This is a genomic window from Brevundimonas albigilva (genome assembly GCF_023573565.1).
GTDB classification, from domain to species: domain Bacteria; phylum Pseudomonadota; class Alphaproteobacteria; order Caulobacterales; family Caulobacteraceae; genus Brevundimonas; species Brevundimonas albigilva.
In genome coordinates, this window is sequence record NZ_CP097649.1 from 1,377,733 (window position 1) to 1,389,431 (window position 11,699).

The window sequence follows — 11,699 nt, forward strand, 5'->3', positions numbered from 1 at the left end:
CCATGGTCGGACTCCTCGAAGACAAGGACCGGATCTTCACCAACCTGTACGGCTTCCAGGACTGGACGCTGGAGGGGGCGAAGAACCGCGGGGCCTGGAACGCCACCAAGGACATGCTGGACCTTGGCCGCGACTGGATCATCGACAACGTCAAGGCGTCCGGCCTGCGCGGCCGGGGCGGCGCGGGCTTCTCCACCGGCCTGAAGTGGTCGTTCATGCCCAAGGAGGTGAAGGACCGTCCTCACTACCTGGTCGTCAACGCCGACGAATCCGAGCCCGCGACCTGCAAGGACCGGGAGATCATGCGCCATGATCCCCAGCTGCTGATCGAAGGCTGCCTGATCGCCAGCTTCGCCATGCAGGCCCACGCCTGCTACATCTATCTGCGCGGCGAATACGTGCTGGAACGCGAGCGGATGGAGGCGGCGGTCAAGCAGGCCTATGAGGCCCGCCTGATCGGCAAGGACAACGTCCACGGCTGGGATTTCGACGTCTATATCCACCACGGCGGCGGCGCCTATATCTGCGGCGAAGAGACGGCCCTGCTGGAATCGCTGGAAGGCAAGAAGGGCCAGCCGCGCCTGAAGCCGCCGTTCCCGGCCGGCGCGGGCTTGTACGGCTGCCCGACCACGGTGAACAACGTCGAGTCGATCGCCGTCGTCGGCACCATCCTGCGTCGCGGGGCCGACTGGTTCGCCGGCTTCGGCCGTCCGAACAACACCGGCACCAAGCTGATGTCGCTGTCGGGCCACGTGAACACGCCCTGCGTGGTCGAGGAGGCGATGTCGATCCCGCTGCGCCAGCTGATCGAAGATCACGGCGGCGGCGTTCGCGGCGGCTGGGGCAATCTGAAGGCCATCATCCCCGGCGGCGCCTCCTGCCCGGTCATCACGCGCGAGCAGGCCGAGACCGTGCTGATGGACTTCGATTCCATGCGCGAGGTGCGCTCGTCGCTGGGCACCGCCGGGGTGACGGTGATGGACGAGTCCACCGACATCGTGAAGGCGATCGCCCGCATCAGCTACTTCTTCAAGCACGAGAGCTGCGGCCAGTGCACGCCGTGCCGCGAAGGCACCGGCTGGATGTGGCGCGTGCTGGAGCGGATGGCCGTGGGCGAGGCCGATCCGTCGGAGATCGACCTGCTGCTGGACGTCGCCGGCCAGGTCGAGGGCCACACCATCTGCGCCCTGGGCGACGCGGCCGCCTGGCCGGTCCAGGGCCTGATCCGTCACTTCCGCCACGAGATCGAAGAGCGCATCGCCACCTACCGGTCGCGCCGCGCCAACTTCGCCGGCCACGCGATCGCCGCGGAGTGATGATGCGCCTGTCGTCCGCCATCGTGATCGGAGCTTTCGCTCTCGCCGCCTGCGGCGAGCGCGAAGCCGCGCCGACGCCGGCGGAAAAGGTCGCGGCCGAGGCGCCGGTGTCGGACGCCGTTCAGACGGCGCCGCGCGTGCTGGACGCCGCCGACCTGCGTCGCGTCTGCCGCGCGGGCCTGGCGGCGATCCACGGCCAGGAACCGTCCGCGGTCACGGTCGACGGCGTCGAGGGCGAGGTGGTCCACGCCTCGTGGCGCGCGCCGGTCGACGGCGGGCGGATGCGCGCCGACTGCCGCGTCGAGAACGACCTGGTCGTGTGGATGCCGCTGGGCCTGCCCGACGCCGCCATGGTCCGCTGGATGAACCAGTCCGGCGATCCGGTGATCCGCTACGCCCTGGACGGCGATGCGGTCGCCATCACCCAGACTCTCCCTGACGGGACGACGGAACGGACCGAACTGGCCGTTCCCGCTGAAGAAGAGGCCCATTGATGCCTATCGCCAAGGTCAACGGCGTCGAAACCGAGTTCGAGCCCGGCATGACCGTGCTGCAGGTCGCCGAGCGCGCCGGGCACGAGATTCCGCGTTTCTGCTATCACGAGCGGCTGTCGATTGCCGGCAACTGCCGCATGTGCCTGGTCGAGGTGAAGCCCGGGCCGCCGAAGCCGCAAGCCTCGTGCGCCCTGCCGGCCGCCGAGGGCCAGGAGATCTTCACCGACACGCCGATGGTGAAGAAGGCCCGCGAAGGGGTGATGGAGTTCCTGCTCATCAACCACCCGCTGGACTGCCCGATCTGCGACCAGGGCGGCGAATGCGACCTGCAGGACCAGGCCATGGGCTATGGCCGCGACGGCTCGCGCTACGCCGAGAACAAGCGCGCGGTCGAAGAAAAGAACATGGGTCCGACGGTCAAGACCTTCATGACCCGCTGCATCCAGTGCACGCGCTGCGTCCGCTTCATCACCGAAGTGGCGGGCGTGCCGGACATCGGCATGATCTCGCGCGGCGAGAGCGCCGAGATCACCACCTATCTGGAAAAGAACATCGACTCGGAACTGTCGGGCAACGTCAACGACCTGTGCCCAGTCGGCGCCCTGACGCACCGGCCGTGGCAGTACCACTACCGCCCGTGGGAGCTGAAGAAGACCGAGACCATCGACGTGATGGACGCGCTGGGGTCGAACATCCGCGCCGACTATCGCGGATCCGAGGTCATGCGCGTGCTGCCGCGCGTGCACGAGGGCATTAACGAAGAGTGGCTGTCGGACAAGAGCCGCTACGTCGTCGACGGCCTGACCGCGCGCCGGCTGGACCGTCCGTGGCTGCGCGAGAACGGCAAGCTGCGTCCTGCGACCTGGGACGAGGCCCTGGGCGCCGTCGCCGCCCGTCTGAAGGCCGCGCCGGCCGACCGTATCGGCGTGATCGCCGGCGACCTGCAGGACGCCGAGAGCATGAAGGCGACGCTAGACCTGTTCCGCGCCCTGGGCTCGGCCAACACCGACTGCCGCCAGGACGGCGCGGCCCTGGGCCACGGCCCGCGTGAGAGCTGGCTGTTCAACTCCGGCCTGCAAGGCATTGAAAACGCGGACGCCGTTCTGCTGATCGGCGTCAATCCGCGCGTCGAGGCGCCGCTGCTGAACGCGCGCCTGCGCAAGGCCTGGCTGAAGGGCGGACTGGAGGTCGGCGTGATCGGCGAACAGGTCGACCTGACCTATGGCTACGCCTATCTGGGCGCCGGGTCGAAGACCCTGGCCAAGCCGCCCAAGTCGGCGATGGACTTCCTGACCAAGGCCCAGCGTCCGGCCATCGTCGTCGGCGCGGGGGCCCTGCGCGGCGAGACCGGTCCGGCCGCCCTGAACGCCATCGGCGCCCTGGCCAAGAAGGTCGGCGTGATCACCGAGGGCTGGAACGGCTTCAACGTGCTGCATAGCGCCGCCGCGCGCGTCGGCGGCCTGGACATGGGCTTCGTGCCGGGCGAGGGCGGCCTGGCGGTTGCCGACATGCTGAAGCCGGGCGCGCTGGACGTGCTGTTCCTGCTGGGCGCCGACGAGGTGGACCCGACCGGATCGGACGCCTTCCGCGTCTATCTGGGCAGCCACGGCGACCGCGGCGCGCACGGCGCCGACGTCATCCTGCCGGGCGCGGCCTACACCGAGAAGTCGGGCCTTTACGTCAACACCGAGGGCCGGGTGCAGATGGCCGAACGGGTCGTTTTCCCCAAGGGCGACGCCAAGGAAGACTGGGCCGTCATCCGCGCCCTGTCCGGCTATGTCGGCCAGACGCTGCCCTACGACACGCTGGAGCAGCTGCGGGCCAGGCTGATGGCGGATCATCCGACCTTCGGCCGGATCGACTATCTGGCGGCGCCGGCGGCGTTCGATCCGTCGACGCTGGGCGCCAAGGGCGACCTGGGCGACGTCGCCTACGTCTCGGTCGTCGCCGACCCCTATCTTTCCAACCCGATCGCGCGCGCCAGCGCGACCATGGCCGAGCTGTCCGCCCAGCGGACCCAACCGGTCGTGATGGCGGCGGAGTAAGTCATGGACCCCGTTTCCTTCTGGAGCACCCCGGTCGGCTGGACGCTGCTGACGGTCGGCCAGGTCCTGCTGATCACCGTGGTCGTCTTGGTCTTCGTCGCCTTCCTGCTGCTGGCCGACCGCAAGGTCTGGGCCGGCGTGCAGATGCGCAAGGGCCCCAACGTCGTCGGCCCTTTCGGCCTGCTGCAATCCTTCGCCGACATGCTGAAGTTCGTGCTGAAGGAGGTCGTGGTCCCGGCGGGCGCCGACAAGGCGGTCTTCCTCTTGGCGCCGGTCATCACCGTCATCCTGGCCTTCATGGCGTGGGCGGTGATCCCGTTCGCGCCGGGCTGGGTGATGTCGGACCTGAACGTCGGCATCCTGTACATCGTCGCGGTGTCGTCGCTGGGCGTGTACGGCATCATCATGGGCGGCTGGGCCTCGAACTCGAAATATCCCTTCCTGGGGTCGCTGCGGTCGGCCGCGCAGATGGTGTCCTATGAGGTGTCGCTGGGCCTGATCATCATCAACGTGATCCTGCTGGCCGGTTCGATGAACCTGTCGACCATCGTCGACAGCCAGAAGGGCATGTTCTGGAACTGGTACGCCTTCGGGGGCGGGGCGGGGACCTGGCCGCTGATCCTGGTCCTGTTCCCGATGATGATCGTCTTCTTCGTCTCGGCCCTGGCCGAGACCAACCGCCCGCCGTTCGACCTGCCCGAGGCCGAGTCCGAACTGGTCGCCGGCTACCAGGTCGAATACGCCTCCACGACCTATCTGCTGTTCATGATGGGCGAGTACGTCAACATCGTCTTCATGTCGGCGATGGTCAGCATCCTGTTCTTCGGCGGCTGGAACCCCGGGATCATCCCGCAATCCGTTCTGGACGGCCTGCCGGGCTGGCTGGAGTACACGATCTACGTCGCGACCTTCATCGTGAAGACCGTGCTGTGGTTCCTGGCGTTCGCCCTGGTGAAGGCCTTCGTGCCGCGCTACCGCTACGACCAGCTGATGCGCCTGGGCTGGAAAATCTTCCTGCCCGCCTCGCTGGTCGCCGTGGTGATCACCTCGGCCTGGCGCGTCTTCGTGGTGGGCGGCTGATGAGGGCGTCCATTTCCATCCTGACGCTGGCGGCGACCGGCGCGGTCCTGGGCGGCTGCGCGGCCGACCCGCGCATGCCCGAGTCCGGCTATCAGTGGGAGCGGCGCCAGGACCGCATCGAGCAGGAATGGCGCGCCCGACAGGCCAAGGCCGCGCCCGCCCAACCGACTTCAACCAACGGCGCCCCCGCGCCAGAGGATCGTTTCTGATGTTCAACCGGATCGCCCAGGCCGCCAAGGGCGCGCTGATGCTGGACGCCGTCGGCGCCATCGGCCTGACCCTGAAATACATGGCCCGTCCCAAGGCCACCGTGAACTATCCGTTCGAGCGGAATCCGCAATCGCCCCGCTTCCGCGGCGAGCACGCTCTGCGCCGCTACCCGAACGGCGAGGAACGCTGCATCGCCTGCAAGCTGTGCGAGGCCATCTGCCCGGCCCAGGCCATCACCATCGAGGCCGAGCCGCGCGCCGACGGCAGCCGCCGCACGACCCGCTACGACATCGACATGGTCAAGTGCATCTACTGCGGCCTGTGCCAGGAGGCCTGCCCGGTGGACGCCATCGTGGAAGGCCCGAACTCGGAGTTCGCGGTGGAGACCCGCGAGGAGCTGCTGTTCGACAAGGCCCGCCTGCTGGACAACGGCGACCGCTGGGAACGCGTGATCGCCAAGAATCTGGAACTCGACGCGCCTTACCGCTAAGGCGCTGACGCTAACGGGCCGCCGATTCCGCCAAGGGACCGGGGCCGAGACGAAAGGGGCTTCGTCCCGACATGCTGCAAGGCATAGCCTTCTATCTGCTGGCGGCGACCGCCGTGGTGTCCGGCCTTCTGGTCGTGACCGCGCGCAACCCGGTGCACAGCGTGCTGTGGCTGATCCTGGCCTTCTTCTCCGCCGCCGGCCTGTTCGTGCTGCTGGGGGCCGAGTTCCTGGCCATGCTGCTGGTCGTCGTCTACGTCGGCGCCGTCGCGGTGCTGTTCCTGTTCGTCGTCATGATGCTGGACGTGGACTTCCTGAAGCTGCGCGAAGGCTTTGCGCGCTACCTGCCGCTGGCGATCATCATCGCCGGCGTGTTGCTGGTCGAGATGATCCTGGTGTCCGTCGCCGTGGTCCAGAACGGCGCGGCCGCCGACGCCGTGCTGGGCGCGCCCCGGCCCGACGTGAGTAATGTCGAGGCGATCGGCCGGGTGCTTTACACGGACTACGTCTATTTCTTCCAGGCCGCCGGGATCGTGCTGCTGATCGCCATGATCGGGGCCATCACCCTGACCCTGCGCCACAAGCCGCACATCAAGCGCCAGAACATCGCCGACCAGATCAACCGCCCGGCCGCCAAGGCCATGGAGGTCAAGACGGTCCAGAGCGGGCAGGGCGTGTCGCCCGAGGAGCTTCTGTAATGGTCGTCGGACTGCAGCATTACCTGGCGGTCGCCGCCATCCTGTTCACCATCGGCGTGTTCGGCATCTTCGTGAACCGCAAGAACGTCATCATCATCCTGATGTCGATCGAGCTGATCCTGCTGGCGGTGAACATCAACTTCGTCGCCTTCTCGACCTACCTCAACGAGGTGTCGGGGCAGATCATGGCCATGTTCGTCCTGACCGTCGCCGCGGCCGAGGCCGCCGTCGGCCTGGCCATCCTGGTGACCTTCTTCAGAAACCGCGGCGACATCGCCGTGGACGACGCCTCCGTGATGAAGGGCTGATCCGACAGTGACTCTTCAGACTCTCGTCATCCTGGGCGTCTTCGCCCCGCTGCTGGGCGCGGCGATCGCCGGCTTCTTCGGCCGGCGGATCGGCAACGTCCCGTCGCAGGCGGTCACGACCGGCCTGCTGTTCTTCTCGTGCGCCGTGGCCTGGACGGTGTTCGGCCAGTGGACCTGGGGCCATCTGGAGCCGTTCACCCTGCGCCTGCTGCCGTTCATCAACGTGGGCGACTTCCAGTCGGCGTGGTCGATCCGCATCGACGCCCTGTCGGCGACCATGCTGATCGTGGTCACCAGCGTCTCGTCGCTGGTGCACCTGTACTCCTGGGGCTACATGGCGGAGGACGACTCCAAGCCGCGCTTCTTCGCCTATCTGAGCCTGTTCACCTTCATGATGCTGGCGCTGGTGACGGCGGCGGACTTCATGCAGATCTTCTTCGGCTGGGAAGGCGTGGGCCTGGCGTCCTATCTGCTGATCGGCTTCTGGTTCAAGAAGCCCACGGCCAGCGCCGCGGCCATCAAGGCCTTCGTCGTCAACCGCGTCGGCGACTTCGGCTTCGTCCTGGGGATCATGACGATCTTCTGGATGTACGGCACGATCGAGTTCGCCGAACTGTTCCCGATGATCGGCGAGCGCGCCGGCACGACGTGGGAGTTCCTGGGCGTCCAGTGGTCGGCGCTCGATCTGGCGGGCTTCCTGCTGTTCATCGGCGCCATGGGCAAGTCGGCGCAGTTCTTCCTGCACACCTGGCTGCCCGACGCGATGGAGGGCCCGACCCCCGTGTCGGCCCTTATCCACGCCGCCACCATGGTGACCGCCGGCGTCTATATGGTCTGCCTGCTGAGCCCGATCTACGAGCACGCGCCGGGCGCGGCCCAGATCATCGCCATCATCGGCGCGATCACGGCCCTGTTCGCCGCCACGGTCGGCCTGACCCAGAACGACATCAAGCGGGTCATCGCCTATTCGACCTGTTCGCAGCTGGGCTACATGTTCTTCGCGGCGGGCGTCGGCGCCTATCAGGCCGCCATGTTCCACCTGTTCACCCACGCCTTCTTCAAGGCCCTGCTGTTCCTGGGCGCCGGTTCGGTGATCCACGGCATGCACCACGAGCAGGACATGCGGAGGATGGGCGGACTGTGGAAGCTGCTGCCGGTGACCTATGCGGTCATGACCATCGGCACGATCGCCATCACCGGCCTGGGCATCCCCGGCGTCGGCGGCTTCGCCGGCTTTTACTCCAAGGACTCGATCATCGAGAGCGCCTTCGCCTCGGCGGCTTCGGGCCACAGCGCGGTCGGCATGTTCGCCTTCTTCGTGGGCATCATCGCCGCAGGCCTGACGGCCTACTATTCGTGGCGCCTGGTGTTCATGACCTTCCACAACAAGCCGGTGTGGAAGGAAGAGGGCGCCCATCACGCCGACGATCACGCCACCGACGCGCAGCTGGAGACCCATTCGGAGCCGCTGCCCGACGCCGATGGTCACGCCGTGGCCCACGCCGCGCATGACGACCACGCTCACGACGACCACGCCCACCACGGTCCGCTGCATCCGCACGAGAGCCCGTGGGTCATGCTGGTGCCGCTGCTGGCCCTGTCGGTCGGCGCGGTGGCGGCGGGCTTCGTCTTCGCGCCCTTCTTCATCGGCCACCACGAGCACGAGTTCTGGCGCGGGGCCATCTTCGTCGGCACCCACAACCATGTGCTCCACGAAAGCCACGACGTCCCGACCTGGGTGAAGTGGTCGCCGCTGATCCTGACGCTGATCGGCACAGCCTTCGCCTACTGGATCTACGTCGCCCGTGAAGGCATGGGCCGCCGCATGGCCGAGCGCGACGGCGTCGTGTACCGCTTCCTGTACAACAAGTGGTATTTCGACGAGCTGTACGACTTCGTCTTCGTGCGCGGCTTCCGGGCCATCGGGAACTTCTTCTGGAAGGTCGGCGACGTGAAGATCATCGACGGCCTGGGCCCCAACGGCGCCGCCTGGGCGTCGCTCAAATCCGCGGCCCGACTGGCCAAGATCCAGTCCGGCTATGTCTATCACTATGCCTTCGTGATGCTGCTCGGGGTGGCGGGTCTGCTCACCTTCGCCATCCTCGCGTGGGGAGCCTGATCTCGTGCCCTACATCCTGAGCCTCGTCACCTTCCTCCCGCTGCTGGGCGCCCTGGCGATCTTCGTCGCCCGGCTGGCGTCCAGGTCGCAGGACGCCGCCGCGCCGGCCGCGCGCTGGATCGCCCTGGGCGTGACCCTGGCGGTCCTGGCCGTCTCGGTCGTGCTGGTCGCCGGCTTCGATCCGGCGAACACCGGCTATCAGTTCGTGGAGTTCGCGCCCTGGTTCGCCGGCGCCAGCTATCATCTGGGCGTGGACGGAGTGTCGATCCTGTTCGTCCTCTTGACCGCCTTCCTGATGCCGATCTGCATCCTGGCCAGCTGGAAGTCGATCGAGACGCGAGTCGTCGAATACATGATCGCCTTCCTGGTGCTGGAGACGCTGGTCATCGGCGTGTTCACGTCGCTGGACCTGTTCCTGTTCTACATCTTCTTCGAAGGCACCCTGGTGCCGATGTTCCTGATCATCGGCATCTGGGGCGGTCAGAACCGGATCTACGCGGCCTACAAGTTCTTTCTCTACACCCTGCTGGGGTCGGTGCTGATGCTGCTGGCCATGCTGTGGATGGCCCATACGGCCGGCACCACCAGCATCCCCGAGCTGAAGCGCTTCGCCTTCGACCCGGCCGTGCAGCCGATCCTGTGGCTGGCCTTCTTCGCCTCGTTCGCGGTGAAGATGCCGATGTGGCCGGTGCACACCTGGCTGCCCGACGCCCACGTCCAGGCGCCCACGGCCGGTTCGGTCATCCTGGCCGGCATCCTGCTGAAGCTGGGCGGATACGGCTTCATCCTGTTCAACGTGCCGATGTTCCCGATGGCGTCGGAGATGTTCCGTCCGCTGGTCTTCACCCTGTCGGTGATCGCCATCGTCTACACCTCGCTGGTCGCCTGGCGTCAGACCGACATCAAGAAGCTGATCGCCTACTCGTCGGTGGCGCACATGGGTTTCGTGACCCTGGGCATCTTCTCGGGCAACGACCAGGGGATGCAGGGCGCCGTGTTCCAGATGATCAGCCACGGCCTGATCTCGGGCGCGCTGTTCCTGTGCGTCGGCGTCGTCTATGACCGGATGCACACCCGCGAGATCGCCTTCTACGGCGGGCTGACCAACCGGATGCCGTGGTTCGCCGCCATCTTCCTGATGTTCACCATGGCCAACGTCGGCCTGCCGGGCACCTCGGGCTTCATCGGCGAAGTGCTGACCATGACCGGCGCCTACCGCGCCTCGACCTGGGCGGCGCTGATCGCGGCCTCGGGCGTGATCTTCTCGGCGGTCTATGCGCTGACGCTGTATCGCGCCGTGATGTTCGGCGAGATCACCAATCCGAAGCTCCAGACCATCACCGACATCGACAAGCGCGAACTGCTGCTGTTCGTGCCGCTGATCGTCGGCACCCTCTGGCTGGGCGTCTATCCGGGCGCCGTCCTCGATTACACCGGGCCCGCCGTCGAGGCCCTGACCAATGCCTATCGCGTCGCGATCGGCGGGTGAGACTGAAGCATGATTGACCTCTCCTCGGCCCTTCACCTCGCCGCCTCGGAAGCCACCCTCGCGGTCGGCGCCCTGGTGCTGCTCATGGTCGGCGCCTTCGCCGGCGACAAGAGCACGCGCCTGGTGTCGCTGCTGTCCGTCCTGCTGCTAATCGCCGGCGCGGTGATCGCGATCACCGGCCCCTGGGGCCAGGCGTTCAACGGCGCCTATGTCGCCGACCCGCTGGCCATCTACGGCAAGAGCGTGATCTATCTGTCGGCGGCGGTGGCCATCATCCTGGGCGACGGCTGGATGCGGCGCACCCGCATCGCCAAGACCGAATATCCGATCCTGATCGTGCTGGCCGCGGTCGGCATGGGCATGATGGCGTCGTCGGGCGACCTGATCTCGATGTATGTCGGGATCGAGCTGCATTCGCTGGCGCTCTATGTCCTGGCCGCCTTCCACCGCGACGACGCCAAGGCGTCCGAGGCGGGCCTGAAGTATTTCGTCCTGGGCGCCCTGTCGTCGGGCCTGCTGCTGTACGGCGCCAGCCTGATCTACGGCTTCGCCGGCTCGATGCGGTTCCAGGACATCGCCGCCTTCGCCGTGGACAACCCGGGCCCGGGCCTGATTTTCGGCCTGGTGTTCCTGATCTGCGGCCTGGCGTTCAAGGTCTCGGCCGCGCCGTTCCACATGTGGACGCCCGACGTCTATGAGGGCGCGCCGACGCCGGTCGTGGCCCTGTTCGCCACCGCGCCGAAGATGGCCGCCATGGTCCTGATCGCCCGCGCGCTGGAAGGCGGCTTCGGCGAGGCCCACGCCCAGTGGTCGCAGGTTCTGGTCGCCATCTCCCTGGTCAGCTTCGCCGTCGGCGCCTTTGGCGGCCTGGCGCAGAAAGACATCCAGCGCCTCTTGGCCTATTCGTCGATCGCCAACATCGGCTACGCCCTGCTGGGCCTGGCCGCCGGCACCTCGGCGGGGCTCCAGGCCATGCTGATCTTCATGACCCTGTACGTCATCGACCAGATCGGCTTCTTCGCCATCCTGCTGTCGCTGTCCAGGTCGGGCCGTCCGATCCGCCGCATCCAGGACCTGGCCGGGCTGAAGAAGGACCGGCCGCTGACGGCGGTGGCCCTGACCGTCCTGTCGCTGTCCGTCCTGGGGATGCCGCCGATGTCGGGCTTCTGGGCCAAGTACTATGTGTTCGGCGCCGCCGCGAACGCGGGCCTGTGGATCGTGGCCGCCATCGGCCTGGTCGCCTCGGTCGTGGCCGCCTTCTACTATCTGCGCATCATCAAGCTGATGTGGTTCGACGCTCCGGCCGATGAGATCGCGACCGACAAGGCGCCGGCCGAGGCCCAGTGGATCGGCTGGGCGGCCGCGGCCTTCTCCTTCCCGCTGGTGCTGGGTGCCCTGGCCTGGCTGGAGCCGGTGACCAAGGCCGCCGCCGCCGGCTTCGGGAACGGGTAGG

Annotated in this window: 11 protein-coding genes; all 11 read left to right on the forward strand. The window is 67.2% G+C overall.

The window, feature by feature from the left end:
* Positions 1-2 precede the first annotated feature (2 nt).
* The 11 genes from nuoF (at position 3) to nuoN (ending at position 11,698) form a co-directional block, all read left to right on the forward strand.
* A complete protein-coding gene (gene nuoF, locus M8231_RS06840) occupies positions 3-1,316 on the forward strand; it encodes an NADH-quinone oxidoreductase subunit NuoF (protein WP_249750643.1) in 1,314 nt (437 codons plus the stop codon).
* Between the two features lie 2 nt (positions 1,317-1,318).
* Positions 1,319-1,810: a hypothetical protein gene (locus M8231_RS06845; RefSeq protein ID WP_249750642.1), complete on the forward strand. Its 492-nt coding sequence runs from the start codon at positions 1,319-1,321 to the stop codon at positions 1,808-1,810.
* Positions 1,810-3,855 (forward strand): NADH-quinone oxidoreductase subunit NuoG, encoded by a 2,046-nt coding sequence (gene nuoG, locus M8231_RS06850; RefSeq protein ID WP_249750641.1) that lies wholly within the window; start codon positions 1,810-1,812, stop codon positions 3,853-3,855. Before M8231_RS06845 ends, nuoG begins: the two co-directional genes overlap by 1 nt.
* Before the next feature lie 3 nt (positions 3,856-3,858).
* Positions 3,859-4,935 carry an NADH-quinone oxidoreductase subunit NuoH gene (gene nuoH, locus M8231_RS06855; RefSeq protein WP_250202495.1) on the forward strand — a complete coding sequence of 359 codons (1,077 nt, stop codon included), beginning with the start codon at positions 3,859-3,861 and terminating at the stop codon, positions 4,933-4,935.
* On the forward strand, positions 4,935-5,144 hold the full coding sequence (locus tag M8231_RS06860) for a hypothetical protein (RefSeq protein ID WP_249750639.1): 210 nt from the start codon (positions 4,935-4,937) through the stop codon (positions 5,142-5,144). The genes nuoH and M8231_RS06860 overlap by 1 nt, the downstream gene beginning before the upstream one ends.
* The gene (gene nuoI / locus M8231_RS06865) at positions 5,144-5,635 is read left to right on the forward strand and encodes an NADH-quinone oxidoreductase subunit NuoI (RefSeq protein WP_249750638.1); all 492 of its coding nucleotides are present in this window, start codon (positions 5,144-5,146) and stop codon (positions 5,633-5,635) included. Before M8231_RS06860 ends, nuoI begins: the two co-directional genes overlap by 1 nt.
* Positions 5,636-5,706: 71 nt before the next feature.
* A complete protein-coding gene (locus M8231_RS06870; RefSeq protein ID WP_249750637.1) occupies positions 5,707-6,330 on the forward strand; it encodes an NADH-quinone oxidoreductase subunit J in 624 nt (207 codons plus the stop codon).
* A complete protein-coding gene (gene nuoK, locus M8231_RS06875; RefSeq protein WP_249750636.1) occupies positions 6,330-6,638 on the forward strand; it encodes an NADH-quinone oxidoreductase subunit NuoK in 309 nt (102 codons plus the stop codon). Before M8231_RS06870 ends, nuoK begins: the two co-directional genes overlap by 1 nt.
* A gap of 7 nt (positions 6,639-6,645) precedes the next feature.
* Entirely contained in the window at positions 6,646-8,757 is a 2,112-nt protein-coding gene (gene nuoL, locus M8231_RS06880) for an NADH-quinone oxidoreductase subunit L (RefSeq protein ID WP_249750635.1), read from the forward strand.
* Between the two features lie 4 nt (positions 8,758-8,761).
* Positions 8,762-10,246 (forward strand): NADH-quinone oxidoreductase subunit M, encoded by a 1,485-nt coding sequence (locus M8231_RS06885; RefSeq protein ID WP_249750634.1) that lies wholly within the window; start codon positions 8,762-8,764, stop codon positions 10,244-10,246.
* A 9-nt stretch (positions 10,247-10,255) separates the two neighbouring features.
* Positions 10,256-11,698 (forward strand): NADH-quinone oxidoreductase subunit NuoN, encoded by a 1,443-nt coding sequence (nuoN, locus tag M8231_RS06890; RefSeq protein ID WP_250202496.1) that lies wholly within the window; start codon positions 10,256-10,258, stop codon positions 11,696-11,698.
* The last annotated feature ends 1 nt before the right edge of the window (position 11,699 follow it).